Below are 25,535 nucleotides of genomic sequence, written 5' to 3'. Positions count from 1 at the left end.
AGCAGGGGGTGGGGGTTGGTTCGTTTGGCGACTGCCAATTTACCCATTTCCCTGACTGTCAACTCGCTCTTTCCCCTGAGTCCGCGAAGAACCTTTTTTTTAAGCGCTGGAGAACGAGCACTGGTGGGCTGAAGCCCACCCTACCGTCGCCCACCGCAGGGCATCGGGATCAGCTCCCCTCTCCCATTTATGGGAGACGACTGCATGGATGCAGGATGCCCAAGCCGAGGGGCCGGGGGAGAGGGAGGAAACCAGGCACGACCTTTCCCCCCAACGACAAAAACCGAAACCCAGGCTCCGGCCCCTTCGACAACAATAACAATCGAGGTGAATCAATGACCGAGACAACCGCCAGCCGCTCCACCACCGGAGCCGTCTCGCCGGTCGATCAACGCTTGCCCCTCCTGCAATTGCTGCTGGTGGGCTTCCAACACGTCCTGCTGATGTACGGCGGCGCCGTCGCCGTGCCGCTGATCGTCGGCCAGGCCGCCGGCCTGTCCCGCGAGGAAATCGCCTTCCTGATCAACGCCGACCTGCTGGTCGCCGGCATCGCCACCCTCATCCAGTCACTCGGCATCGGCCCAGTCGGCATCCGCATGCCGGTGATGATGGGCGCCAGCTTCGCCGCCGTCGGCAGCATGGTGGCGATGACCGGGATGCCCGGCGTCGGCATGCAGGGCATCTTCGGCGCGACCATCGCCGCCGGATTCTTCGGCATGCTCATCGCCCCCTTCATGAGCCGCATCGTGCGTTTCTTCCCGCCGCTGGTGACCGGCACGGTGATCACCTCCATCGGCATGTGCCTGTTTCCGGTGGCGATCAACTGGGCCGGCGGCGGCAAGGGCGAGGCCAACTTCGGCGCCCCGGAATTCCTCGCCCTGTCGTCCCTGGTGCTGATCGTCATCCTGCTGATCAACCGCTTCCTGAAGGGCTTCTGGGTCAACATCTCGGTGCTGATCGGCATGGGCCTGGGCTATGCGATCGCCGCCTGCGTGGGCATGGTCGACCTCGGCGGCATGGAACAACGGCCCTGGTTCGAGGTGGTCACGCCGATGCACTTCGGCCCGCCGGAATTCCACCTCGCGCCGGTGCTCGCCATGTGCCTGGTGGTGGTGATCATCTTCGTCGAGTCCACCGGCATGTTCCTCGCCCTGGGCAAGCTGACCGATACCGAGATCACCCCGAAACGCCTGCGCGGCGGCCTGCTGTGCGACGCCGGCGCCTCGTTCATCGCCGGCTTCCTGAACACCTTCACCCACTCCTCGTTCGCCCAGAACATCGGCCTGGTGCAGATGACCGGCGTGCGCAGCCGCTACGTCACGGTGGCCGCCGCGCTGTTCCTGATCGCCCTCAGCCTGCTGCCGAAGGCCGCCTTCCTGGTCGCCTCGATCCCGCCGGCGGTACTCGGCGGCGCCGGCCTGGCGATGTTCGGCATGGTCGCCGCCAGCGGCATCCGCATCCTCCAGGAAGCCGACATCGGCGACCGCCGCAACCAGTTGCTGGTCGCCGTGAGCATCGGCATGGGCATGGTGCCGGTGGTGCGCCCGGACTTCTTCGCCCACCTGCCGCACTGGCTGGAACCGATCACCCACAGCGGCATCGCCATGACCGCGATCTGGGCCATCGCCCTCAACCTGCTGTTCAACATCATCGGCGAGAACCGCTCGCACCTCTGCGGCAGCCACGGCCACTGAGCCACAGGTGCGCCGTGCCCGGCGCACCTCCCCCCGGCGAAACACCGTGCCTCGTCCCAGGTAAACGGTGCGCGCAGTACACCCTACAAAACCCAGCTCCGAGCCGTAGGGTGCGCCGTGCGCACCGCCCCGGAAGCGGCACCGCCCTCTCCCGGCAAACGACACACCTATCCCGCCCCCGATTGGTGCGTTCATCGCACCTCACGCACGCCAATGTGCACAAAATAAAAACATTCTGTTCACACATCCGTGCACAGCTTGCTATAGTCGGCAAAACCTGACCCGCAGGACAACTTCCTGCGAGCGCCAAGCCCATGACCGAATAACAACAAACGGCAGGCTGACCGATGAGCACACGTACAAGGCGCGGACTCCCCTTCCGCGCATCCGGACACCGTTCCGACACCTCCGGCGCCCGCGGCGCGCCACTCCCGATCCGTTACCCCTGAGCGACCACCTCTCCGTTGCGCGTGCGGCTTCCTCCGCTTGCGCAACGGGGGCGAGCGCTCGGGGCAGCGTTGCTTCCAATAATAAAATCGACCTGGAGACCCACCACTGATGAACCGCTCCCTCCCCACCCTGATGCTGGCCGGCGGGCTGGCCTTCGGTGTCCCGGCACTGGCCGGCGACATCCTGCACTGGCAGGACAACAGCCTGACCTACCTGTACGGCGAGAACTTCCAGCGCCTGAACTTCAACGAGGAAGAACAGCGCACGCAGACCACCTTCACCTTCGAGCACGCCAGCGGCTGGGTCTGGGGCGACATCTTCTACTTCCTCGACTACATGCGCGCCGACAACCTGCAATCGCGCGGCAGCTTCGCCAACGGCACCTTCCGCCAGCACGAGAAGAACACCTTCTACTACATGGAATTCTCGCCGCGCGTGAGCCTGTCCTGGCTGACCGGCCTGGACCTCTCCGCCGGCCCGATCAAGGACGTCAAGGCGGCCTTCACCCTGGAGAAAGGCGACGGCGGCCCCGGCACCGAGAACTACCTGTACGGCATCGGCCTGGACTGGGACGTACCCGGCTTCGCCTTCCTGCAGACCAACCTGTACCAGGTGAAGATCAACAAGCACGTGTTCTTCGCCGACCCGGACAGCAACGGCTACGCCACCCAGTTGACCATCGCCGGCGCCTACCCCTTCGCCATCGGCGACCAGGACTTCGTGGTCGACGGCTTCATCGACTGGCGCTCGCCATCCGACGACGCCGGCACCCAGACCTCGGTGGGCTCGTCGATCCAGATCAAGTGGGACGCCGGCAAGCAACTGTTCGGCGAGGAACGCAAGCTCTACGTCGGCACCGAGATCAACATGTGGCACAACAAGTACGGCGTGAAGCCGGTGGACGGCTCCACCGACGGCTTCGACCAGACCGCCGTGCAGGCGCTGGTGAAGTACCACTTCTGACGCCCGGCGGAGTGAACGAAGGGGAATGGCGTCCGCGCCGTTCCCCTTTTTCGTTTATTGGGTCCCCGCGTGCGCGGGACGGTGCCTGCACCGAACGCCCTTCAGGGCGGCCCGAAGGGCGAGCGAAGCGAGTAATCCAGAAAACCTGCGCCTTTGGAACGAAAAGCCCCCGCCAGACAACCTCCCGCAAACACTTAACTGACCACGAAGTCAAGTTTTTGTACACAATAAGTACAACCATTTGTCGACAAATGTGATTGAGGGCATGTTCAAGGACGGAATTTATGTATACAAATTCAAAACGTCCATGCCGAAACAAAATTGCCACAAGCGTGCACAACACATGTACCCACCAGGGTCGACAAGACGGCATGGAACGTGCAGACAAACCTCCTCACACGCCTCCAGGGGCGCCAAGAACAAAACCGGGAGCTGTCCATGTCCAACGCAGAAGACTTTCACATCAAGCACATCGACTCCTCGTTGCATAACGAGGATCTCGCCCCGCTCGCTCCGGAGAAGCGCAAATGGGGCTGGTTCGAGATCTTCAACGTCTGGACCAACGACATCCAGAGCCTGTTCGGCTACACCCTCGCCGCCACCCTGTTCATCTCCTACGGGCTGAACGGCTGGGCGGTGCTGGCCGGCATCGTGCTGTCGGGCTTCATCGTCATGGGCCTGGTGCAACTGACCGGCAAGCCGAGCGTCAAGTACGGCATCCCCTTCCCGGTCATGGCGCGCTCCAGCATGGGCGTCCGTGGCGCCAACTTCCCCGCCGTGGTGCGCGGCATCGTGGCGATCTTCTGGTACGGCGTGCAGACCTACTTCGCCTCCACCGCCGTCGCACTGCTGATCAACGCCCTGGCCGGCCCGGGTTCGGGCGAGAAATTCCTCGGCCTGACCAGCGTCGACTGGCTCTCCTACCTGATCGTCTGCGTCTTCCAGATCGCCCTGTTCATCCGGGGCATCGACTGGGTGGCCAAGTTCCTCAACTTCGCCGGCCCGGTGGTCTACCTGGTGATGATCGCGCTGATGGCGATGATCTGGTACAAGGCCGGCCCCAGCCTACTCAGCGAACTGGGCAACATCTTCCGTGGCACCGGCGAGTATGCCGGCGGTCCGATTGCCGCCTTCGCCGCCGTGGTCGGCACCATGGTCGCCTACTTCGCCGCCGTGGTGATCAACTACGGCGACTTCGCCCGCTTCGTGAAGAGCGAGAAGCACATGACCGCCGGCAACTTCCTGGGCCTGCCGGTCAGCCTGACCTTCTTCTCGATCATCGCCCTGGTCATCACCGCCGGCACCGTGGTGGTCTTCGGCGAAACCCTGACCAACCCCACCGACATCGTCGCCCGGGTGGACAACCTGACCCTGACCATCATCGCCGCGCTGACCTTCTTCGTCGCCACGGTGAGCATCAACCTGGTGGCCAACTTCATCCCGCCGGCCTACGACATCGCCAACCTGGCGCCGAAGCACATCAGCGCACGCTCCGGCGGCATGATCACCGCGGCGATCGCCTTCTTCATCGGCGCGCTGTGGGTGTCCTTCATCAGCAACATGGGTATCGCCGCCTTCGTCGACACCCTCGGCGCGGTGCTGGCGCCGCTCTACGGGATCATCGTCGCCGACTACTACCTGGTGCGCCGGCAGCAGCTCAAGCTCCAGGACCTGTTCAGCGCCGAACCCGGCTCGACCTACTACTTCAATGCCGGCTGGAACCGCAAGGCACTGATCGCCTTCGCCATCGCCTCGGTGTTCTCCGTCGCCTCGGTATGGACGCCCGGCCTGAACGAGCTGTCCGGCTATGGCTGGATCCTCGGCGCGGTGCTCGGTGCGACGCTGCACTATGTGCTGATGCGTCGTCACTGCGGCATCGTTCGCAATGCTGCCGTGATCGGTTGAAAGCCAGGTAAGTTGCTTGGACCCAAGAGTTGAATACATGGCACGCACCCTCACCCCAGCCCATGACTCTCCCCCGACGGAACGCCGTGCATAACCCCAGGTAAAACGGTGCGCACAGCTCACCCTACAAAGCGGTTCCAACGTAGGGTGCGCCGCGCGCACCGATCCGGAAGCGACACCGATCCTTCCCGGCGGAACGCCGCGCATGCCCCCAGGTAAACGATGCGCGCAGCGCACCCTACAAGAGCGCTCTCCGGGTGGTTCCGGGTTGGCGGATCAGGGCGGCTTGCCATTCGCCGGCGGTGAAGGTGTCCGTCGCCTGCAACAGGTGAATCTTGCCGGCTACCAGGGTGGCCACCGGCACGCCATCGCGGAACAACAATCGATTGCCGGCCAACGCCGGCACCTTGGCGCCGGGCAGCACGGTGCCCAGCAGGTTCAGCGGATCGCAGGCGGACAGCCCGACCAGGCTGCCGTCGAGCGGACGCCTGCGTACCTCGCGCAGCAAGGCCACCGCTTCCGGCAGGGCGAACTGTTCGCCGGACAGCCCGGCCACGAAGCGCCCGCCGCGAATCTCACCGCGTGCCTCCAGGCGGTGGTAGACCCGCAGCAGCTCGCGCCAGCTCGGCAGCCAGTCTGCCTCGCGTTCCAGCAGGCGCCAGCAGACCACGCCGTAGCGGCGCAGCAGGACACGGGCGACATGCTCCAGCGCCTCCGCCCTGCCCTCGCCCGGCTCGCCGCGTGCACGCAGCAGCGCCCAGCGCCCCGCGTCCTGCAGGCTGGTCAGGGCGGCTCGCGCGCGACGGTCGTTGCGGCCGCGCTTGGCCGCCGGCAGCAACAGCGAACGCAGCCCGGCAAAGCTGTCGGCATGCACGAGGCCCAGGGCGACCAGTTCACCAAGGGCATCCTCCAGCTCGCTGCGCAGCAGGTGCGCCTCGTCCATCAACTCGTCGAAGAACAACGCGCCGTGCTCGACCAACGCCTGGCGTACCCGCTCGGCGCGCGGCGAAGGCTCCGGCGTGGCGACATCTCCCAGGCAACTGCGCCAGAGCGACAAGCCCTTGCGCGGCAGCAGCACGATCGGCGTGCTGCGCAGCGGTCCGCCAGCCGCGCGGTTTCTTCCCGCAAGCCGGCACCAGAGCAACCGTCCGGCGCGGCACAGGTCGTCCAGCCAGTTGATGCCGTAGTCGGCGACCCGGCTCGGCAGCAGTTCGCTTTCCCAGGCGCCGGCCGCCGCCTGGAAACCTTCCAGTTGCGCCAGCACCCCGGCCAGCGCCTCGACGCCACGCGCCTGGCCGCCCGCCGCAACACGCTGCCAGTCGAACAGGAAACGCATGAAGTCGGCACGCTCCACCGGCTCGATCTCACGGCGCAGGCGCTTGACCGTGTAGCGGTGGATGCGCGCCAGCAGGTGCCGCTCGCACCACTCCTCCGCGACCGCGCCGGGCGTGAAGCGGCCGCGCAGCACGTAGCCCTCGCGCTCCAGGGCAAGCAGCGCATAACCAACCGCATCGACCGGCAGGCACAGGTCGCCGGCCAGGCGCGCGGCCGGCAGCGGACCGAAGCCGGATAGTCGCGCACGCACCACTTCGACCGCCGCCGCATCGGCCTCCCAGGCGTCGTCATAGCCGTCCGGCGCGGCGATGCCCGGATCGATCGCCGCGCCGGGATGCAGCGCCTGCCACTGGCTCAGCCGCTCGGCCGGCAGCCACAGCGCCGGGGCGCCGTCGACATGCAGGCAGGTGGCGCGCCGACCGCGCGCCAGTCGCGCCAGCCAGCCGGCCCAGCCGGGATTCCCCTCGGCCTCGGCGACGGTAACGGCGGCCAGGGCCATCAGCGCCTCGTGCATTTCGTCTTCGTCGCGCACCTCGGGCCAGGCTTCCTCGCCCACCGCGACGATAGCCTCGGCATCCAGCGCGCCAAGATCGTCCGCCGATTCCGGATCGCTCCAGCGCCGGTTCTGCACCGCCTGGGTGCGGCGTTCCTCCAACGGCGCGTCGTCGAGGAAGGCGTAGGGCCGCGCGCCGAGGATTTCCGCCGCCAGCGCCGAGGGCGCCGGCAGGTCGCGGGCCACCAGTTCCACCTCGCCGGCCTCCATGCGCCGCAGCAGGGCCAGCCAGCCCTCGGCGTCCATCGCCTCGTGCAGGCAGTCGTCGAGGGTCTGCGCCACCAGCGGGTGATCGGGAATCTCGCGCTCGCCGACAATGTTCTCCAGGCACGCCACCTGGTCGGGGAACACCGTGGCCAGCAGGTCCTCGCTGCGCATGCGCTGCAACTGCGGCGCCACCTTGCGGCCACCGGTGAAGCGCGGCAGGGCCAGCGCGGTGGTGGCGTTCCAGCGCCAGCGCACGCCGAACAGCGGCGCGTCGAGCAGCGCCTGGATCAGCACGTGCTCGGCGCTGTTGGAATGCAGGTAGCGCCATACCTCGTCGAGCGGAAAACTGTGGCTGGTGGACAGCGAGAGGATCAGCGCGTCCTCGGTGGCGGCGGCCTGCAGCTCGAAGTTGAAGCTGCGGCAGAAGCGCTTGCGCAGCGCCAGGCCCCAGGCGCGGTTGAGACGGCTGCCGAACGGCGAGTGGATGACCAGTTGCATGCCGCCGGACTCGTCGAAGAAACGCTCCATCACCAGCCGCTTCTGGGTCGGCAAGGCGCCGAGGGCGGCGCGGGCGCGGGCCAGGTACTCGACGATCTGCCGCGCGGCCGGCTCGGACAGGCCGATCTCGTCGGTCAGCCAGGCGATGGCGGGATCGAGGTCCGCTCCCGTCAGCCGCTGCTCGACCTCCTCGCGCAAGCGCGCCACGCCGGCCGACAACTCGTCCGTGCGCCCCGGCGCTTCGCCGATCCAGAACGGGATGTTCGGCGGCATGCCCTGGGCGTCCTCCACCCGCACCCGGCCCGGCTCGATGCGCAGGATGCGGTAGGACTGGTTGCCGAGCTGGAACACGTCGCCGGCCAGGCTCTCCACCGCGAAGTCCTCGTGGACCATGCCGATGGTCTGCCCCTGGGGCTCGAGCAGCACGGCGTAGTCGCCGGCATCGGGGATGGTGCCGCCGGAGGTGATGGCGGTCAGGTTCGCGCCTCGGCGGCCGCGCAGGCGGCGGTTCACCGCGTCGCGGTGCAGGTAGGCGGCGCGCACGCCGCGACGGCCGCTGAAGCCTTCGGCGAGCATCCTGAGGATGGCGTCGTAGGTGGCGCGCGGCAGATCGACATAGGGCGCGGCGCGGGTCAGCAGGCGGAACAGGGCATCCTCGCCCCACTCCTGGCAGGCCACCTCGGCGACGATCTGCTGAGCCAGCACGTCGAGCGGCGCATGGGGAATCACCAGCGCGTCCAGTTCGTCGCGGCGCACGCAGTCGAGCAAGGCGGCACACTCGATCAGGTCGTCGCGCGATTGCGGGAACAGCCGGCCCTTGGGCGTGCCGCCAACGCTGTGCCCGGAACGCCCGACCCGTTGCAGGAAAGCGGCGATGCTGCGCGGCGAGCCGATCTGGCAGACCAGCTCGACGTCGCCGATATCGATGCCCAACTCCAGCGACGCGGTGGCCACCAGCACCTTGAGTTCGCCGCGCTTGAGGCGCTGCTCGGCGTCCAGGCGCATCTCCTTGGCCAGGCTGCCGTGGTGGGCGGCAACCGCCGCGCCGCCCAGGCGGTCGGAGAGGTGGCGGCTGGCGCGCTCGGCCAACCGCCGGGTGTTGACGAACACCAGGGTGGTACGGTGTTCGCGAACCAGTTCGGCAAGGCGGTCGTAGACGGTTTCCCAGGCTTCGTTGCTCATCACCGCTTCGAGCGGCACCGGCGGCACCTCGATGGCCAGGTCGCGGGCGCGGTGGTGGCCGACGTCGACGATCACGCAGTCGGCGCTGCCGACGACGGCCTCGTCGCCCGCCTCCGCCAGCGGCAATTCACCCTGGCGGCCCATGATGAAACCCGCGACCTTGTCGATCGGCTTCTGGGTGGCGGACAGGCCGATCCGCAACAGCGGCCGCCGGCACAGCGCCTCCAGCCGCTCGATGCTGAGCATCAGGTGGCTGCCGCGCTTGCTGCCGGCGATGGCGTGGATCTCGTCGACGATCACGCTGCGGCAACCGGCCAGCATCTCCCGCCCGGACGCCGAACCGAGCAGCACGTAGAGCGATTCCGGGGTGGTCACCAGGATGTGCGGCGGGCACTTGCGCATCGCATCGCGCGCGCCCTGGCTGGTGTCGCCGGTACGCACCGCCGTGCGGATGGCGACATCCGGCAGCCCCTGGCGCTCCAACTCGGCGCGGATGCCTTCGAGCGGTTGTTCGAGGTTGATGTGGATGTCGTTGGACAGCGCCTTGAGCGGCGACACGTAGACCACCGTGCAGCGCTCCGGCAGCACCCCGCCGTTGGCCAGCCCCTCGCGCACCAGTTCGTCGATGGCGGCGAGGAAGGCGGTCAACGTCTTGCCTGAACCGGTGGGCGCAGCAACCAGCGTCGAACGCCCACCCCGGATCGCCGGCCAGGCACCGGCCTGCGCCGAGGTGGGAGCGGGAAAGGTGGCGTTGAACCAGGCGGCGACGGCGGGATGGAAGCCATCCAGCGCGGCGGCGAGGTCGGAGGATGCGGGGGATCGGGTCATGTCATCCACTATGGTGGCGCGGGGGGTGGGTCTCAAGGCCGTTGATCAGGGAAAGGCCCTTCCCTCTCCCCCGGCCCCTCTCCCATAAATGGGAGAGGGGTGACTGAAGCCTGGTAGTCCGGAGGCAATCCGGGAAGTGGAGCTGCCGGCCTTCCCGGATTTCATCCGGGCTACATCACTGCAAGGCCAACTGCGGACTGCCCCCTCTCCCATTCATGGGAGAGGGTTGGGGAGAGGGGCGGATGCTCCGTGCACACTGAACACCACCCTCTCCCCCGGCCCCTCTCCCGTAAACGGGAGAGGGGTGACTGAAGCCAGCCTTCAATGCCCAGATCACCCACAAAGCGGAATCAATGCCCCCTCTTGGACTGCAGGCGAACTCTGTCTACAAAGCCGACCTCGTACTGCCCCCTCTCCCTCCGGGAGAGGGCTGGGGTGAGGGGCGACGTCCAGTACATACCGACCTCTCCCCTACCAACTATCGCCCCCACCAACAGCATACTCACTCCCCAATATCCTCATTCCACAACTCCGGACTCCGCTCGATGAACGTCCGCATCAACGCCACGCAACGCTCATCCTGCAACACCTCCACCTGCACGCCCCGCGAGCGCAGCAGTTCCTCCTCGCCCATGAAGGTCTGGTTCTCACCGACCACCACCTTGGGAATCCCATAGAGCAGAATCGCCCCGCTGCACATCGAGCAGGGCGACAGCGTGGTGTAGATCACCGAGTCGCGGTACACGCTGGCCGGCAGCCGCCCGGCGTTCTCCAGGGCATCCATCTCGCCGTGCAGGGTGGCGCTGCCCTGCTGCACCCGGCGGTTGTGGCCACGGCCGATGATGCGGCCCTGGTGGACCAGTACCGAGCCGATCGGGATGCCGCCCTCGTCCAGCCCACGTTGCGCTTCGTCGATCGCCGCCTGCATGAATGGGTCCATGGTCTCGCTCCTCGGGAAAGTTCCTTCTCCAATAGCGGCTGGCGCGGGGTTTGGCAATCGCCGCTATCGCTCGGCCTTGGCGCGTTGGCGCTTGATATGGTCGACCTTCCACTGCTCCAGGCCGACGAACTCGGAATTGATGTTCTCTTCCACCCGGTAACGGCTCTTCAGCATCGCGACCTCCAGCGGGTGTTCCTGGAGGAAACGGTCGAAGCGCTCGATCAACTGCGGATGCCTGACCGTCGACAGGTGATAGCTGCCACGGCTGTATGGCAGGCCGGCATCGAACACCAGGGCGTTGGTCGAGCTGCTGCGGTAGTTGAGGGTGTGGATGGCCACCTCGACGTTGTAGTAGCCGCCGTCGGCCTGCCGCTTCAGGGTGGTGCGGATCATGTCGCGCAGGTCGCCGGTGTTCACCTGGGTCAGATGACCGGACGCGATGGGTTCGCGGTACTGCTCCGGGGTCCAGCCATCGACCACGGCGAGCCGCTTGAGGTGCTGGATACCCTTGCCCTGCTGCAGCGGCGCGACCAGCACGCCGTCGATGAAATCCACGGTGGCGGCGCTGTAGCTCAGGCTCCTGCCCGCCTTGGCCTCCCCGGCCCAGGCGGGACTGTCGGGGTATTTCAGGTCGACCCGGCCGTCGAGCAGTTCCCCGAGCAGGCTGGCCGGCTCGACCGGCCGGTAACGCAGTTCGATACCGGCATCGCGGGCGAAGGCATCCAGCAGCTCGCGGGCGAACCCCTGGTACTCGCCCTTCCCGTCGATGAAGAAATACGGCTCGAAATCGGCCTTCTCGACGCCGACCACGTAGGTCTCGGCATGGGCGGCGACGGGAATCAGGCAGGCGAACAGACAGTGGCGGAACGGGGATTTCACGGGACTCTCCATGATCGGTGAATGCCGCGCGGTAACACTGCGCGGCGTGGCGGCGAAGATAATCAAGTTTCGCGCCAATTCCTGACCACAAAGACAGTTTTTGTGAGACGCGCACGATAATCCGTTGACGTTCCCACGTATGCGCGGGGCCGGCGGCCGAGGCACCGAGCATCCCTCAACCCTGTCATTCCCGCGCACACGGGAATCCATTCGACAGCCCGGACTCTGGCTCCCCGCCTTCGCGAGGACGACGGCAATCCCCCCGATCACTCGCCGCCAACCAACCGATGCGCCAACCGGTTGTGCCGCTCCAGCACGCGTGGCAGGTCGACGGTAGTCAGGTGGCCGTCGCGCACCACCACGCGGCCGTTGATCACGCTGTGGGAGACCTGGGTCGCCGCGCAGAACACCAGCGCCGCCAGCGGGTCGTGCAGGGCGCCGGCGAAGGCGGTCTGGTTGAGGTCGAAGGCCACGAAGTCGGCGGCCATGCCCGGCGCCAGCGCGCCGATGTCGTCGCGGTTGAGCACCTTGGCGCCGCCCAGGGTAGCGATCTCCAGCGCTTCGCGGGCAGTCATCGCGTCAGGGCCGAAACCGACCCGTTGCAGCAGCAGCGCCTGGCGCACCTCGCCGATCATGGTCGCGCCGTCGTTGGAGGCCGAGCCGTCTACGCCCAGGCCGACCGGCACGCCGGCGTCGCGCATCCGCCGCACCGGGGCGATACCCGAGGCCAGGCGCATGTTCGAGCACGGGCAATGCGCCACGCCGGTGCCGGTGCGGGCGAACAGGTCGATGCCGTGCTGGTCCAGTTGCACGCAGTGGGCGTGCCAGACGTCGTGGCCAACCCAGCCCAGGTCCTCGGCGTACTCGGCGGGGGTCATGCCGAATTTCTCGCGGCTGTAGGCGATGTCGTTGACGTTCTCCGCCAGGTGGGTGTGCAGCGACACCCCGTACTGGCGCGCCAGCACCGCCGCCTCGCGCATCAGGTCGCGGCTCACCGAGAACGGCGAGCATGGCGCCACCACCATGCGCAGCATCGAACCGTGGGACGCGTCGTGGTAGTCCTCGATCAGCCGTTGCGACTCCTTGAGGATGTCCGCCTCCTTCTCCACCACCGAATCCGGCGGCAGGCCGCCCTGGCTGCGTCCGACGCTCATGCTGCCGCGCGCGGCATGGAAGCGCATGCCGATCTCCCTGGCGGCGTGGATGCTGTCGTCCAGCCGGCAGCCGTTGGGGTAGATGTACAGGTGGTCGCTGGAGGTGGTGCAGCCGGAGAGGATCAGCTCGGCCATCGCGGTCTGGGTCGATACCTCGATCATCTCCGGGGTCAGCCCGGCCCAGATCGGGTAGAGGTTGGTCAGCCAGTTGAACAGCTCGCCATCCTGCGCCGCCGGCACCACGCGGGTCAGGCTCTGGTACATGTGGTGGTGGGTGTTGACCAGGCCGGGGATGACGATATGGCCCTTGAGGTCGAGCACTTCGTCGGCGGTCCGGGGCAGCTCGGCGCTGGGGCCGACCTGGACGATCAGGTTGTCCTCGATGTACAGGCCGCCCTGCCTGATCTCGCGGCGCTGGCCGTCCATGGTCACCAGCAGGTCGGCGTTCTTGATCAGCATCGTTCTGGGCATGGGTGTGCTCCTTGGTGGGGTGCGTCGTGCGCACCGGTGGACGGACGGGGAATTAAAGGCGTTTTTTCAGTGGGTCCCCGCGTTCGCGGGGATGACGTTGGCAAGCACGGGGTTCGTCCTGTCATCCCCGCGAACGCGGGGACCCAACGAACAAAGCGTCAGCCGCCGGTCATGCTCATGAAGCGCACCACCTGAACCTGCTGGTCCGCTTCGAAGAAATGCCGCTCCGGCTTGAGCCTGAGCGCATCGACCAGTGCGGCGCGCAGGCGCTCGCCGTCGCCGGGATGGCGGCGGATCAGCGCCTTGAGGTCGAGCGCGCCCTCGTGGCCGAGGCAGAGCACCAGCTTGCCCTCGGCAGTGACGCGCACGCGGTTGCAGTCGCCGCAGAAGTTGCGGCTGTGCGGGGAGATGAAACCGACCTGGGTGTCGCTGCCCAGCACCTGCCAGTAGCGCGACGGCCCACCGGTGCGATGGCTGCTCGGCAGCAGGTCGAAACGCTGGGCGACCCGCTCGCGCACCTCGTCGCTGGTGCACAGGGTGACCTTGCGTTCGTGGCTGGAGATGCTGCCCAGCGGCATCTCCTCGATGAAGCTGATATCGATGCCCTGCTCGACGGCGAAGGCCACCAGGTCCTGCACCTCGTCGTCGTTGCGGCCCTTCTGCACCACGCTGTTCAGCTTGATCCGGCGGAAACCGGCGCGGCGCGCCACGGCGATGCCGTCGAGCACCTGGTCGAGCCGGTCGCGGCGGGTGAAGGCAGCGAAGCGCTCGCGCCGCAGCGAATCGAGGCTGATGTTGAGGCGGGTGACGCCGGCCTCACGCAGGTCGCCGGCCATGTGCGCCAGTTGCGAACCGTTGGTGGTGATCGCCAGGTCGTCCAGCTCGCTGCGCGTGCCGAGGCGACCGAGCAGATCGAGCAGGTTCTTGCGCACCAGCGGCTCGCCGCCGGTGATGCGGATGCGCTTGACGCCGAGGCCGATGAAAGCGTCGGCCACCGCATAGAGTTCTTCGAGGGAAAGGATCTGCGCCCGCGGGGCGAAGACCATGTCCTCGCTCATGCAGTAGGTGCAGCGAAAGTCGCAGCGGTCGGTGACCGACAGGCGAAGGTAGGTGATGCGTCGGCCAAAAGGGTCGAGCAAAGCGTTGTCTTGCATCTTGTCGTTCTGCCGCAACACGCGCCGGATCGGGACTCCGGCGGCATGGACGGATGACCAATAAAAACAGAAGACGATGATTTTGTATACAGGATTTCATCCCAGCAGCGCGGTTGAGAGCGTCGAGAAGCCGGTGCTACCATGCCCGACCGCCCATTTGCCGCCAGTGCGGCGACAGACAGGGAGCCGAAGGGGCTTTATGAGCAGCATTCGCGAGCGCAACAAAGAATTGATCCTGCGCGCGGCCAGCGAGGAATTCGCCGACAAGGGCTTCGCCGCCACCAAGACCAGCGACATCGCCGCCAAGGCCGGTCTGCCGAAACCCAACGTCTACTACTACTTCAAGTCGAAAGAAAATCTGTACCGCGAGGTGCTCGAGAGCATCATCGAACCGCTGCTGGCCGCCTCGGCGCCGTTCAATGTGGACGGCCATCCAGCCGACGTGCTCAAGGCCTACATCCGCTCGAAGATCCGCATCTCCCGCGAACTGCCCCATGCCTCCAAGGTGTTCGCCAGCGAAATCATGCACGGCGCGCCGCACCTTTCCGCCGAGCAGACCGAACAGCTCAACGCCCAGGCCAAGCACAACATCCAGTGCATCCAGCGCTGGGTCGACCAGGGCCTGATGGCGGCGGTCGACCCACACCACCTGATCTTCAGCATCTGGGCGGCAACCCAGACCTACGCCGACTTCGACTGGCAGATCTCCGTGGTCACCGGCAAAGCCAGGCTCGACGACGCCGACTACGATGCCGCCGCCGACACCATCATCCGCCTGGTGCTCAAGGGCTGCGAAGTCGCCGAGCCGGGCGCCAGCGAACAGGTGAGGAGCGCCTGACCTGCCGGCCGGCGACATGAAGAAAGGCGCGATCCGATCGCGCCTTTTTCGTTTTCGCAGAGAGCCCGCGAGGGTGGGTCATCAACTGTGAACAGTCCTGGTTCCAGCCAAGCCATGTCTTGCAACGACACTCCGGCCCTCACCCCCGGCCCCTCTCCCGGAGGGAGAGGGGAGCATCCGTGCGTGCCATCAAGCTCCGTGCTTTCCCGATGCTCCGATCTGCTCCCTCTCCCTCCGGGAGAGGGCTGGGGTGAGGGGTGGAATCGATAACAGCCTGGAAGCCCGGATGCACGGATCACCTGCAAAACGGGATCAACGCCCCCTCCTGGGCTACGAACGAACTCTGTTCACAAAGCCCGCCGCAGACTGCCCCCTCTCCCCTCGGGAGAGGGCTGGGGTGAGGGGCGGAATCGATAACAGCCCCCAACCTCCCCCAACCTACGCAACTTCCTGGCAAAGCTGCCCGGCAAGCATGCCGAGGGTCATCAGCGCGCGCTCGGCTTCGCGATTCCACGGGATGCCGCAGTTGAGCCGCACGCAGTGGTTGAACTGCTCGGTGTTACTGAAGATCAGGCCCGGCGCGATGCTGATGCCCTGGTCCAACGCCCGCACGTGCAGTTCCTTGGTGTTGACCCGCACCGGCAGGCTGACCCAGAGGATGAAACCGCCCTTCGGCCGGGTGATCTGCGTACCCTCGGGGAAGTACTGCTGCACCGCCAACTGGAACGCGGTGAGGTTCTTGCGGCACTCCTGGCGGGTATAGCGCAGGTGGCGGTCGTAGCCGCCATTCTCCAGGTAGGCGGCCACCGCCATCTGCGTCACGCTGCACGCCGAATGGGTACTGAAGGTCTGCAGCCGCTGGATTTCCGCCTGGTACTTGCCGGCGATGATCCAGCCTATGCGCACGCCGGGCGACAGGGTCTTGGAAAAGCTCGAACAGTACACCACCCGCCCCTCGCGATCCTGCGACTTGAGCGCCTTGGTGGTACCCGGCTCGAACATCAGTTCGCCGTAGATATCGTCCTCGACGATCTGGATGTCGAAATCCTTGGCCAGGCTCAGCAACTGCTTCTGGCGATCCTCGGGGATGGTGCCGCCAAGCGGATTGGACAGCCGCGCGGTGAGCACCAGCGCCTTGATCGGCCACTGGTTGGCCGCCAGTTGCAAGGCTTCCAGGCTGATCCCCGTGGTCGGGTCGCAGGGAATCTCGATAACCTTGAGACCGAGCAGGTCGGCCAGTTGCAGCAGCCCGTAATAGGTCGGCGACTCGGCGGCGATCAGGTCGCCCGGCTTGGTGAGGACGCGCAGCGACATCTGCAAGGCATCCACGCAGCCATGGGTGATCACCACGTCGGCCGGATCGACCACCACGCCGGCATCGCGCATGCGGATCGCCACCTGGCGGCGCAGCGGCTCGAAGCCGGGGCTGAACATGTAGCTGAAGGCGCGCGGGCTGTGGAAACGGGTGACCTTGGCCAGTTGCTGGTGCAGCGCGCGCACCGGCAGGTAGTCCACGTGCGGCACCGCCGCGCCGAGCGGGAAGACGCCTTCGCGGCGCGACTCGGTGAGTACCTGGTTGATGATGCTGCTGCGGGTGACCAGGCCGGGCCGCTCGACGCGGGCGATGTCCGGGGTCGGCGCGGTCAGCGCCGGGGTCTGGTGCACGTAGAAGCCGGACTGCGGCCGGGCGCGGATCAGCCCCTGGTCCTCCAGGTTGGCGTAGGCCTGCAGCACCGTGGCATGACTCACGTTCAACTGCTGGCTCATCTTGCGCACCGAAGGCACCCGCTCGCCGGGCTGATAGACGCCACGCCGGATATCCTCGGCCAGTTGCTGGGCGATGCGCTGATAGAGCAACAGATTGGTCATGCCTGACTCTCCCGGGTCATTGGACCGTAACAGTATTCGAAAGCATCGAAATTGTACCGGTACAGCAGGAAGGATAGTCGGCGATACAGAACAGCGCCGGCAAATACCAATTGGCTCTAGCAGGATGGGTGCAACCCATCACAACCGGAATCGATGGGTTGCACCCATCCTACAAATTGCCGGGCAGGAAGATAGGGTGCGCCGCGCGCACCGTTTACCGGAAACCCGCACAGGGCTTCGCCGGAAACCAAAGCGTCGCTCCCCCATCGGAGCGCACGGCGCACCCTACCCGCTCGCTCAACGCACCGTGAAGCGCTGCTCCGCCAGCTTGCGATCACCCTGGAACACCAGGAAATGCCACTCCCCGGGCACCACTTCGTAGGACTCGGTGAACTCGAAGGCCATCACGTCCTGCGGCGCGCCGACCACCAGCTTCTGCACCACCTCGAACTTGTCGTGGCGCTGGCCGTCCGGGGTGACCACGCCGGGTGTCAGGTACAGCAGGGTCAGCGGGGTGTCGTCGGCGCGCTTGCCGCTCAGGCTGAAACGCAGGCCGAACTTGGTGCCGAGCCTGGCGGGAATCTGCCCGGTCGGCTCGATCTGCTGGTTACTGCGGGTCAGCACCCGTTCGCCGGGCTGCAGATCCTTGGCCTGGCTGATGAAGATGCCGTGCTCGACCGGCCCTTCGATTCGCACTTCGGCCTGGGCCAGGCCCGCCGCCAGCAACAGGCCGGCCAGCGCACTCAAACGGATGTAAGGCATTTCGCGCTCCTTGGTTGGGATGGCGCGAGGCTATGACAGAGGCATGACAGCCTTATGACAGGATGACGCGGCCGCCCGGCTGCCATCCCGCGCCTCCCGAACCTTGCGCGGCAGCACGCCCAGGAAGTTGTCGCGGGCGACCTTCCGCGCCACCGGCTCCGGCAACGCATCGAGGAAGGGATCGAAGGCGCGGATCTGTTCGCCCAGGCTGTCGAAGCGCCCCACCAGGTCGGAACCGATCATGAAGCGGTCGGGATACTTGATGACCAGGTCGAGCCACTTCCGGTCGGCCTTGCCGCGCTCGTCCAGCAGGTAGGGACGCAGCATCGTCCAGGACAGGTCGATGTACAGGTTCGGGTAGTCCTCCAGCAGCCTGGTCAGGATCGGCAGCAGGAAGTCCAGGCGCTCCTGGTGACGATGGATTTCCATGCTGGTGCCGGCGTGCGCCCAGATGAAGCGCACGTGCGGATGATTGCGCAGCGGCTCCTCGATCTCGTGCAGGTAGAGCGGATTGCGCTCGCGCTTGGAGGTGACGTTGCTGTGCAGCATCACCGGCAGGTCGTACTCGGCGGCCAGGTGGTAGACGCGGGTCATCGCCTCGTTGTTGGCGCGCGGCGTGTCGCCCTCGGTCAGCGAGGTGAGGTCGTCGTGGCGGGTGAACACCTCGCCGATGCCCTGCCACAGCCCGGGATCGAGCTCCAGCATGCGGCGGATATGCGCGTCGGCATTCTTGTCGTTGGGGTTGAAACCGGAAAGGAACGGATGGAAGCGCTGGCGCTGCTCGGCCGGAAGCTGCTTCACCGCCGCCGCGACGAGCACGTCGGTGGCGCTGTACCAGTAGGCCGAGGCGTCGTCGCCGGCATAGTAGCGGGGCCGCTTGGGCTCGTCCTCGTGCCACTTCTTGGCCACCGGGATACCGGAAATCATCACGTGATCGACGCGGCTGGCCTCCATGGCGGCGAGCAGTTCGTCCATGCCGGCGCTTTCCTGGAAGAAGTCGACATAGTGCAGGTGGGAATCGCTGTAACGGTAGTCGCGCGCTTCGGAGGCGCAGGCCAGCAACAAGGCGGCCAGCATGAGGCTGGAGCGGAAAACGGGCACGGCATCCTCCTTGGGTTGCAGCGATAGACCAGCATCCGGCGAACGAGGTTCAACCATCCGGACCCGACAGGTATGCTGTCGTCCCGACATGGAGCAGTCGATGCCTCTCCTCCGCCATCTACCCCTTCTTCTCCTGGCTGTATTTGCCACGCTCCCCGCCACGGCCGGCGAGCGACTCACCTACCCGCTGCACGAACGCGGCGAAACCCAGCGGATCTATGCAGTCGATCTGCTGCGCCTGGCCCTGGAAAAAGGCGGCGGCGACTACGACCTGCAACCGTCCCCCCTGCCCATGACGCCCAGCCGCTCCCAGTACTCGCTGGAACACGACGACGGCGAGGTCCAGGTGATCTGGACGATGACCACCCACGAGCGCGAAGAACGCCTGCTCCCGGTGCGCATCCCGATCTACAAGGGCCTGATCGGCTGGCGCATCCCGCTGGTGCGCGACGATACCCCCGAGCTGCTGGCCGAGGTGAACGGTCGCGAAGACCTGCAACGCTTCAGCATAGGCCAGCGCAGGGACTGGCCGGACACCCGGATACTGCGCGCCAACGGCTTCGACGTGAAAGTCAGTTCCAGCTATCCGGGGCTGTTCCGGATGCTCGCCGCCGGCCGTTTCGACCTGCTCCCCCGTGAAGCGGTACTGGTGCGCCAGGAGCAGCAACGCATGGCCAGCGAGGGGGTGTCGCTCGCGGTGGACGAGCACCTGGTGCTGCACTATCCCAGCGCCTTCTACTACTTCACCTCGCGCACCAGGCCGGAGCTGGCCGAGACCATCCGCCGCGGCCTGGAAGCCGCCATCGCCGACGGCAGCTTCGAGCGGCTGTTCCAACAGTATTTCAGCGAAGCGCTGCGCACCCTGCGCCTGGACCAGCGCCGGGTGATCGAGCTGGACAATCCTCTGCTGCCGCCATTGCCCCTGGAACGCCAGGAGCTCTGGTATCGCCCGTGAGGCATGATCCGGCGGCAGCCGTTATGCTCAATCCAGAACCTGTTGCCGGAGCGGCCCCATGTCCAACCTGATCCTGATCCAGCCACGCACCGAGGATGTCGAAGGCCAGCCGATCCTGCGCCCGCTGCCCTCGGCGCGCTGCCGCAGCGTCGGTCCCTTCGTGTTCTTCGACCACATGCTGCCGACCGACTACGCCCCCGGCGGCGGCGTGAACATCCGCCAGCACCCGCATATCGGCCTGTCCACCCTCACCTACCTGTTCGAAGGCGAGTTGCAGCACAAGGACAGCCTCGGCTCCGACCAACTGGTGAAACCCCGCGACGTCAGTTGGATGACCGCCGGCCACGCCGTCGCCCACGTCGAGCGCACACCGGAAGCACTGCGGTGCAGCGGCTCGCGGCTGCACGGCCTGCAGCTCTGGCTGGCGTTGCCGGAGGCCGACGAACAGGGCGAGCCCAGCTACAGCCACCACCCCGCCGACAGCCTGCCGGTCAGCGAAGCCCTCGGCGTGCGCATCCGCCTGATCGCCGGCCACGGCTTCTGCCTGCAGGCGCCGGTGCCGGTACGCTCGCCGACGCTGTACGCCGAACTGCACATGGAAAGCGGCGCGACCCAACTGATCCCGGACGAACACCGCGAACGCGCGATCTACCTGATCGATGGCGAAGCGCTGCTCGACGACGAACCGCTGCCGCTGCACGGCATGGCCGTGCTGCCGCCGGGCGAGAGCTACACCCTCAGCGCCTGCACGAGCTGCTGGCTGGTGGTGATCGGCGGGGACCCGATCGGCCCACGGCGGATGAACTGGAACTTCGTCGCCAGCAACCCGGCCCTGATCGACCAGGCCCGCCAGCGCTGGGCCATCGGCGACTGGCCGAAGGTGCCGGGCGAGACCGAGCGGATCGAATTGCCGCGCTGACACCCCGGCGGGCTACGGATCGTAGGGTGCGCCGCGCGCACCGTTCACCGGAACCCCGAACGCGCGTCAGGAAAACACCTCGTCGAGCAGCGCATACATCGCCGCGTAGGCGCGCCGGGCGACCTTGGCGTCGTACTGCATCTTGCCGGGCACGTTGGCCTGCGGATCGGTGAAGGAATGCGCCGCGCCGCCGTAGCTGGTGAGCTGCCAATCCACGCCGGCGGCGGTCATTTCCGCGGCGAAGTCGGTCAACTGGGTTCGCGGCACCAACGGATCGGAAGCGCCGTCGAGGACCAGCACCGATCCCTGGATGTTCTTCGCATCGGCTGGATTCGCCGTGTCCAGGGTGCCGTGGAACGACACGGCAGCCTTGACCGGCGCCCCGGAACGGGCCAGCTCCAGGGCGCAGTGGCCGCCGAAGCAGAAGCCGAACACCGCCAGCCGGCTGGTGTCCAGCGCCACGCCCTGCTGGGCCTTCAGGACATCGAGCGACGCCTGCATGCGCTGGCGCAGGGCCGGCGTGCCCTTCACCGACATCATCGCCGCGCCGGCTTCGTCCGGCCCCTGCGGCCGTACCTTCTCGCCGTAGATGTCGGCGACGAACACCACGTAGTTGCGCGCGGCCACCAGCCGGGCGGCTTCGATGGCGCCGGCTCCGGCGCCCATCCAGTTGGGCGCCAGCAACAGGCCCGGACGCGGCGCCCGTTGCGTCTCGTCGTACACCAACCGACCTTCGAAATACTCGCCATCCACTTCATAGCGCACGGCTCGATCGACTACCCGACTCATGGAATCTCCTTGATCTGCAATTGAGGGTGGCTCACTCGGCGGCGAACACTTCGTCGAACAGATCGTTCATCGCCTCGAAGGCACGCTTGGCCACCACGGGATGGTACTCGTTACGCTCCGGCACGTTGGCGACCGGGTTGGTAAAGGAATGCACCGCACCGCCGTAGCTGACCAGTTGCCAATCGGTCTTGGCCGCCTTCATCTCGGCGATGAACGCCTCGACCTGCTCCGGCGGCACCGCCGGATCGTCCGCGCCGTGCAATACCAGCACCGGCGCCTTGATGTTCTTCGCATCGGCCGGGTTCGGCGTGTCGAGATTGCCATGGAAGGACACGAACCCCTTGAGCGGCGCCCCGGAACGGGCCAGCTCCAGGATCGTGCCGCCACCGAAGCAAAAGCCGATGGCGCCCAGCTTGTCGCCGTCCAGGGCCACCTGCCCGCCCTGCGCCTTCAGCACATCCACCGCCGCCTGGGCGCGCTTGCGCATCAGCGCGCGATCCGCCCGCACCGCGCCGGCGGCGGCCTGGGCCTCGGCCGGGTTGCTCGGACGCACCGCCTTGCCGTACATGTCGGCCATGAACACCACGTACTTGTCGCCAGCGGCCCGCGCGGCCTTCTTCGCCGAATCCTCGTTGACGCCCAGCCAGTTGGGCACCACCAGCAGGCCCGGCCGGGGCGTGGTGACCGCATCGTCGTAGATCAGCAGCCCCTCGAAGGGCTCGCCATCGATCTCATAGGGCACCGGCTTGACCACGGTTGCGGCCTCGGCCAGACCGGCAACCCCCATGAACAACAGCGGTAGCAGGGTCTTGTACATGGCAGCGATCCTCGGACAGGAAAGGTCTAGACAAGGTAGACGAATGCCACGGCCGCGAAAGCAGGGTGGGCTTCAGGAGAACGGTCTGATGGGTTGTCACCCATCCTACGAGGGCTGGCTCCCCGCGTGCGCGGGGATGATGAAATGCGGGTAACGGTTAAGCCGTAGGATGGGTGGCAACCCATCGACCAAGCCCCAGGCAAGAAAAAACCCGCCGAAGCGACGGGTTTTCTCCTGGGAGCTCGCTGAACCGTCGTTCCCGTACACGCGGGAACCCAATGACAGTGGTGTCTCTGGTTCCCCGCGTGCGCGGGGATGATGGTTCGTCGAGTTATCGGGTCAACCCGACAGCTCCACCAGCAGCTTGTTGAGCCGGCGCACGTACTCGGCCGGGTCCTTCAGGCTGTTGCCGGCGGCCAGCGCGGCCTGGTCGAAGAGGATGTGCGACAGCTCGCCGAAACGGTCCTCGTCGGCCTCCGCGTCTAGCTTCTCGATCAGCGGGTGCTGCGGGTTGAACTCGAAGATCGGCTTGGATTCCGGCACCTTCTGCCCGCTGGCCTCGAGGATCTGGCGCATCTGCAGGCCGAGGTCCTGCTCGCCGATGGCGAGGATCGCCGGCGAGTCGGTCAGGCGATGGGAAACCCGCACCTCGGCCACTTCGTCGCCCAGCGCGGACTTCAGGCGCTCGACCAGCCCTTCCTTCGCCTTGGCGACTTCTTCCTGGGCCTTCTTGTCCTCTTCCGAATCCAGCTTGCCGAGGTCGAGGTCGCCGCGGGCGACGTCGACGAACTGCTTGCCGTCGAAATCGGTGAGGTAGCTCATCAGCCACTCGTCGATACGGTCGGTGAGCAGCAGCACTTCGATGCCTTTCTTGCGGAAGACTTCCAGGTGCGGGCTGTTCCTGATCTGCGAATAGCTCTCGCCGGTGAGGTAGTAGATCTTGTCCTGGCCTTCCTTCGCCCGCGCCAGGTAGTCGGCCAGCGCCACGCTCTGCTCGCCGGACTCGTCGTGGGTCGAGGCGAAGCGCAGCAGGCCGGCGATCTTCTCCTTGTTGGCGAAGTCTTCCGCCGGGCCTTCCTTGAGGACCTGGCCGAAGTTCTTCCAGAAGCCGGCGTATTTTTCCGGCTCCTTGGCCAGCTTCTCGAGCATGTCCAGCACGCGCTTGGTCAGCGCCGACTTCATCGAGTCGATCACCGGGTCCTTCTGGAGGATCTCGCGGGAGACGTTCAGCGACAGGTCGTTGGAATCGACCACGCCCTTGATGAAGCGCAGGTACAGGGGCAGGAACTCGTCGGCCTGGTCCATGATGAACACGCGCTGCACGTACAGCTTGAGGCCGCGCGGCGCCTCGCGGTGGTACAGGTCGAACGGCGCGCGGCCCGGCACGTAGAGCAGCGAGGTGTACTCCAGCTTGCCCTCGACCTTGTTGTGGCTCCAGCTCAGCGGGTTCTCGAAGTCGTGGGCGACGTGCTTGTAGAACTCCTGGTATTCCTCGTCCTTGATCTCGGTACGCGGACGGGTCCACAGCGCGCTGGCGCGGTTGACGGTCTCCCACTCCGGCTCGGCCGGCTTGTCCTTCTCCTCTTCGCCGAACTGCTCCTTCGGCAGCTCGATGGGCAGGGCGATGTGGTCGGAGTACTTCTTGACGATGTTGCGCAGACGCCAGCCGTCGGCGAACTCCTCTTCGCCGCTCTTCAGGTGCAGGACGATGCGGGTACCGCGCTCGGCCTTCTCGACCGTGGCCACCTCGAACTCGCCCTCGCCCTTCGAGGACCAGTGCACGCCCTCGCTGGCCGGCAGGCCCGCGCGGCGGCTGAACACGTCGACCTTGTCGGCGACGATGAAGGCCGAATAGAAGCCCACGCCGAACTGGCCGATCAGGTGGGAATCCTTCTTCTGGTCGCCGGTGAGGTTCTTCAGGAAATCGGCGGTGCCGGACTTGGCGATGGTGCCGAGGTGGGCGATCACTTCCTCGCGGCTCATACCGATGCCGTTGTCTTCGAGGGTGACGGTCCTGGCCTCCTTGTCGAAGGACAGGCGGATCTTCAGCTCGGCGCCGCCTTCCAGCAGCTCCGGCTTGGCCAGCGCCTCGAAACGCAGCTTGTCGGCGGCGTCGGAGGCGTTGGAAATCAGCTCCCGGAGGAAGATTTCCTTGTTCGAATACAGGGAATGAATCATCAGGTGAAGCAGTTGCTTCACCTCGGTCTGGAAGCCCAGGGTCTGTTTTTGAGTTTCCACACTCATGTCGTCTGACTCCACTCGGATGGCACGAACCGCGGCTGCGGTGAATGTCATGCAGGTGGGGGCTTGGTCCGGGATTTCAAGGGCTTGGCGAATTGTTGTCGCCAGAGGGGCGCGCCGGAGACCGACGCGGGAGATGCTCCCGGTCGGCCCGCACGGCGCATTCGGTCCGCTACGCCGCCACCCCGGCGTCCGCCTTCAGGCCCACCGACTCGACGCCGCTGATCGCGCACTGTTCGTCGATGTCCGAGGTGTCGCCGCTGATGCCGATGGCGCCGATCACCTCGCCCGCGCCGTTGCGGATCAACACGCCACCCGGCGCCGGCACCAGGTTGCCGTCGGCCAGGTTGTTCACCGCGCCGATGAACGCCGGGCGCTGCTGGGCGTCGGCGGCGATCAGCCGCGAGCCCTTGCCCAGCGCCACCGCGCCCCAGGCTTTGCCGATGGCGATCTGCGGCCGCAGCATGCTCGCGCCGTCCTCGCGCAACAGCGAGATCAGGTGGCCGCCCGAATCCAGCACCGCGATGGTCAGCGGCGCCGCGCGCAGTTCGCGGCCGACGGCCAGGGCGCGCTGGGCGATGGTGGTGGCGGTTTCCAGGTTCAAGGTACTCATCGTCTTATGCCTCTTGTAGTTGATAAGCCCGTTCGCAGCGCCAGGCGGGCCGGTCGGCCCCAGGCGTCTTTCGCGTTGACCCTACTATCCCACCAGAAACAAAAAATTCAACACATACATACAATCCAAAAACAATTTGTATACATAAATAAATGTACCGGCCTTTACAGTGCCTGCGATCCCGCTCAAACGGGCGTTTCAAAAGAATTTCCCCAGCCGGGCCATAGCGCCGAAAAATTGTTGACCGCCGAATTCAGGCCTGCATAGAATCAATCCACAACATTTTTGTATACAATCTAACAACAAAAGAGGCACAACCAATGGCCAGAATGAGAGCAATCGAAGCCGCGGTGCTGGTGATGCGTCGCGAGGGCATCGACACCGCGTTCGGCATTCCCGGTGCCGCGATCAACCCGCT

18 protein-coding genes and 1 pseudogene are annotated in these 25,535 nt (G+C 66.2%); 7 read left to right on the top strand and 12 right to left on the bottom strand.

The annotated features are described in order from the left end of the window. The first annotated feature begins 335 nt into the window (after window positions 1-335). The 3 genes from PSEWESI4_RS22960 (at window position 336) to PSEWESI4_RS22950 (ending at window position 5,012) form a co-directional block, all read left to right on the top strand. Window positions 336-1,694, top strand: a complete 1,359-nt coding sequence (locus PSEWESI4_RS22960) for a nucleobase:cation symporter-2 family protein (protein ID WP_187673558.1) — start codon at window positions 336-338, stop codon at window positions 1,692-1,694. A gap of 558 nt (window positions 1,695-2,252) precedes the next feature. Further along, window positions 2,253-3,107, top strand: a complete 855-nt coding sequence (locus tag PSEWESI4_RS22955; RefSeq protein ID WP_235978998.1) for an outer membrane protein OmpK — start codon at window positions 2,253-2,255, stop codon at window positions 3,105-3,107. A gap of 438 nt (window positions 3,108-3,545) precedes the next feature. Then, window positions 3,546-5,012 (top strand): NCS1 family nucleobase:cation symporter-1, encoded by a 1,467-nt coding sequence (locus PSEWESI4_RS22950; RefSeq protein WP_187673557.1) that lies wholly within the window; start codon window positions 3,546-3,548, stop codon window positions 5,010-5,012. Between the two features lie 238 nt (window positions 5,013-5,250). On the opposite strand, the gene PSEWESI4_RS22945 is transcribed toward PSEWESI4_RS22950, so the two are convergent. The 5 genes from PSEWESI4_RS22945 to moaA form a co-directional block, all read right to left on the bottom strand. Continuing rightward, window positions 5,251-9,615 (bottom strand): DEAD/DEAH box helicase, encoded by a 4,365-nt coding sequence (locus PSEWESI4_RS22945; protein WP_187673556.1) that lies wholly within the window; start codon window positions 9,613-9,615, stop codon window positions 5,251-5,253. A gap of 502 nt (window positions 9,616-10,117) precedes the next feature. After that, entirely contained in the window at window positions 10,118-10,555 is a 438-nt protein-coding gene (locus PSEWESI4_RS22940; RefSeq protein WP_187673555.1) for a nucleoside deaminase, read from the bottom strand. 63 nt (window positions 10,556-10,618) lie between these two features. Beyond that, entirely contained in the window at window positions 10,619-11,434 is an 816-nt protein-coding gene (locus PSEWESI4_RS22935; protein WP_235978997.1) for a substrate-binding periplasmic protein, read from the bottom strand. A 266-nt stretch (window positions 11,435-11,700) separates the two neighbouring features. After that, window positions 11,701-13,059, bottom strand: a complete 1,359-nt coding sequence (locus PSEWESI4_RS22930) for an 8-oxoguanine deaminase (protein ID WP_187673554.1) — start codon at window positions 13,057-13,059, stop codon at window positions 11,701-11,703. Between the two features lie 158 nt (window positions 13,060-13,217). After that, window positions 13,218-14,213: a GTP 3',8-cyclase MoaA gene (gene moaA / locus PSEWESI4_RS22925; protein WP_187673553.1), complete on the bottom strand. Its 996-nt coding sequence runs from the start codon at window positions 14,211-14,213 to the stop codon at window positions 13,218-13,220. A gap of 199 nt (window positions 14,214-14,412) precedes the next feature. On the opposite strand from moaA, the gene PSEWESI4_RS22920 reads away from it, so the two are divergent. Further along, a complete protein-coding gene (locus PSEWESI4_RS22920; protein ID WP_187673552.1) occupies window positions 14,413-15,051 on the top strand; it encodes a TetR/AcrR family transcriptional regulator in 639 nt (212 codons plus the stop codon). 438 nt (window positions 15,052-15,489) lie between these two features. Here the strand turns inward: PSEWESI4_RS22920 and PSEWESI4_RS22915 are convergent, their stop codons facing one another. The 3 genes from PSEWESI4_RS22915 to PSEWESI4_RS22905 all read right to left on the bottom strand — a co-directional run bounded on the left by PSEWESI4_RS22915 (window position 15,490) and on the right by PSEWESI4_RS22905 (window position 18,759). Next, window positions 15,490-16,920, bottom strand: a complete 1,431-nt coding sequence (locus PSEWESI4_RS22915; RefSeq protein WP_187673551.1) for an aminotransferase-like domain-containing protein — start codon at window positions 16,918-16,920, stop codon at window positions 15,490-15,492. A 297-nt stretch (window positions 16,921-17,217) separates the two neighbouring features. After that, window positions 17,218-17,682, bottom strand: coding sequence for a DUF3859 domain-containing protein (locus tag PSEWESI4_RS22910; RefSeq protein ID WP_187673550.1), 465 nt, complete (start codon window positions 17,680-17,682; stop codon window positions 17,218-17,220). 30 nt (window positions 17,683-17,712) lie between these two features. Then, window positions 17,713-18,759: an amidohydrolase family protein gene (locus tag PSEWESI4_RS22905; protein ID WP_187673559.1), complete on the bottom strand. Its 1,047-nt coding sequence runs from the start codon at window positions 18,757-18,759 to the stop codon at window positions 17,713-17,715. 124 nt (window positions 18,760-18,883) lie between these two features. Between PSEWESI4_RS22905 and PSEWESI4_RS22900 the strand changes: the two genes are divergently transcribed. Together PSEWESI4_RS22900 and PSEWESI4_RS22895 are read left to right on the top strand one after the other, a co-directional pair. Next, window positions 18,884-19,738, top strand: coding sequence for a substrate-binding periplasmic protein (locus tag PSEWESI4_RS22900; RefSeq protein WP_187673549.1), 855 nt, complete (start codon window positions 18,884-18,886; stop codon window positions 19,736-19,738). Window positions 19,739-19,796: 58 nt separating this feature from the next. Next, window positions 19,797-20,657 (top strand): pirin family protein, encoded by an 861-nt coding sequence (locus PSEWESI4_RS22895; protein ID WP_187673548.1) that lies wholly within the window; start codon window positions 19,797-19,799, stop codon window positions 20,655-20,657. A 66-nt stretch (window positions 20,658-20,723) separates the two neighbouring features. Here PSEWESI4_RS22895 and PSEWESI4_RS22890 read toward each other — a convergent pair whose 3' ends face one another. From PSEWESI4_RS22890 to PSEWESI4_RS22875, 4 genes are all read right to left on the bottom strand, one after another. Continuing rightward, the gene (locus tag PSEWESI4_RS22890) at window positions 20,724-21,446 is read right to left on the bottom strand and encodes a dienelactone hydrolase family protein (RefSeq protein ID WP_187673547.1); all 723 of its coding nucleotides are present in this window, start codon (window positions 21,444-21,446) and stop codon (window positions 20,724-20,726) included. Between the two features lie 31 nt (window positions 21,447-21,477). Beyond that, the gene (locus PSEWESI4_RS22885) at window positions 21,478-22,263 is read right to left on the bottom strand and encodes a dienelactone hydrolase family protein (protein ID WP_187673546.1); all 786 of its coding nucleotides are present in this window, start codon (window positions 22,261-22,263) and stop codon (window positions 21,478-21,480) included. Window positions 22,264-22,602: 339 nt separating this feature from the next. Continuing rightward, window positions 22,603-24,507 carry a molecular chaperone HtpG gene (gene htpG, locus PSEWESI4_RS22880; protein WP_187673545.1) on the bottom strand — a complete coding sequence of 635 codons (1,905 nt, stop codon included), beginning with the start codon at window positions 24,505-24,507 and terminating at the stop codon, window positions 22,603-22,605. Window positions 24,508-24,676: 169 nt separating this feature from the next. Beyond that, on the bottom strand, window positions 24,677-25,117 hold the full coding sequence (locus PSEWESI4_RS22875) for a GlcG/HbpS family heme-binding protein (RefSeq protein WP_187673544.1): 441 nt from the start codon (window positions 25,115-25,117) through the stop codon (window positions 24,677-24,679). Window positions 25,118-25,437: 320 nt separating this feature from the next. Here PSEWESI4_RS22875 and PSEWESI4_RS22870 point away from each other — a divergent pair. Then, window positions 25,438-25,535, top strand: a pseudogene (locus PSEWESI4_RS22870) (thiamine pyrophosphate-binding protein); the annotation flags it as partial.

The organism is Zestomonas carbonaria (genome assembly GCF_904061905.1).
GTDB lineage: Bacteria > Pseudomonadota > Gammaproteobacteria > Pseudomonadales > Pseudomonadaceae > Aquipseudomonas > Aquipseudomonas carbonaria.
The sequence above is the reverse complement of the archived record's forward strand: the minus strand, read 5'-3'. Positions and strand labels throughout refer to the sequence as shown.

Bases quoted from the DNA above. Each gene is read 5' to 3' on its own strand.
- PSEWESI4_RS22960 (WP_187673558.1), top strand. From the start codon at position 336: ATGACCGAGACAACCGCCAGCCGCTCCACCACCGGAGCCGTCTCGCCG.
- PSEWESI4_RS22955 (WP_235978998.1), top strand. From the start codon at position 2,253: ATGAACCGCTCCCTCCCCACCCTGATGCTGGCCGGCGGGCTGGCCTTC.
- PSEWESI4_RS22950 (WP_187673557.1), top strand. From the start codon at position 3,546: ATGTCCAACGCAGAAGACTTTCACATCAAGCACATCGACTCCTCGTTG.
- PSEWESI4_RS22945 (WP_187673556.1), bottom strand. From the start codon at position 9,615: ATGACCCGATCCCCCGCATCCTCCGACCTCGCCGCCGCGCTGGATGGC.
- PSEWESI4_RS22940 (WP_187673555.1), bottom strand. From the start codon at position 10,555: ATGGACCCATTCATGCAGGCGGCGATCGACGAAGCGCAACGTGGGCTG.
- PSEWESI4_RS22930 (WP_187673554.1), bottom strand. From the start codon at position 13,059: ATGCCCAGAACGATGCTGATCAAGAACGCCGACCTGCTGGTGACCATG.
- moaA (WP_187673553.1), bottom strand. From the start codon at position 14,213: ATGCAAGACAACGCTTTGCTCGACCCTTTTGGCCGACGCATCACCTAC.
- PSEWESI4_RS22920 (WP_187673552.1), top strand. From the start codon at position 14,413: ATGAGCAGCATTCGCGAGCGCAACAAAGAATTGATCCTGCGCGCGGCC.
- PSEWESI4_RS22915 (WP_187673551.1), bottom strand. From the start codon at position 16,920: ATGACCAATCTGTTGCTCTATCAGCGCATCGCCCAGCAACTGGCCGAG.
- PSEWESI4_RS22910 (WP_187673550.1), bottom strand. From the start codon at position 17,682: ATGCCTTACATCCGTTTGAGTGCGCTGGCCGGCCTGTTGCTGGCGGCG.
- PSEWESI4_RS22905 (WP_187673559.1), bottom strand. From the start codon at position 18,759: ATGCTGGCCGCCTTGTTGCTGGCCTGCGCCTCCGAAGCGCGCGACTAC.
- PSEWESI4_RS22900 (WP_187673549.1), top strand. From the start codon at position 18,884: ATGCCTCTCCTCCGCCATCTACCCCTTCTTCTCCTGGCTGTATTTGCC.
- PSEWESI4_RS22895 (WP_187673548.1), top strand. From the start codon at position 19,797: ATGTCCAACCTGATCCTGATCCAGCCACGCACCGAGGATGTCGAAGGC.
- PSEWESI4_RS22890 (WP_187673547.1), bottom strand. From the start codon at position 21,446: ATGAGTCGGGTAGTCGATCGAGCCGTGCGCTATGAAGTGGATGGCGAG.
- PSEWESI4_RS22885 (WP_187673546.1), bottom strand. From the start codon at position 22,263: ATGTACAAGACCCTGCTACCGCTGTTGTTCATGGGGGTTGCCGGTCTG.
- htpG (WP_187673545.1), bottom strand. From the start codon at position 24,507: ATGAGTGTGGAAACTCAAAAACAGACCCTGGGCTTCCAGACCGAGGTG.
- PSEWESI4_RS22875 (WP_187673544.1), bottom strand. From the start codon at position 25,117: ATGAGTACCTTGAACCTGGAAACCGCCACCACCATCGCCCAGCGCGCC.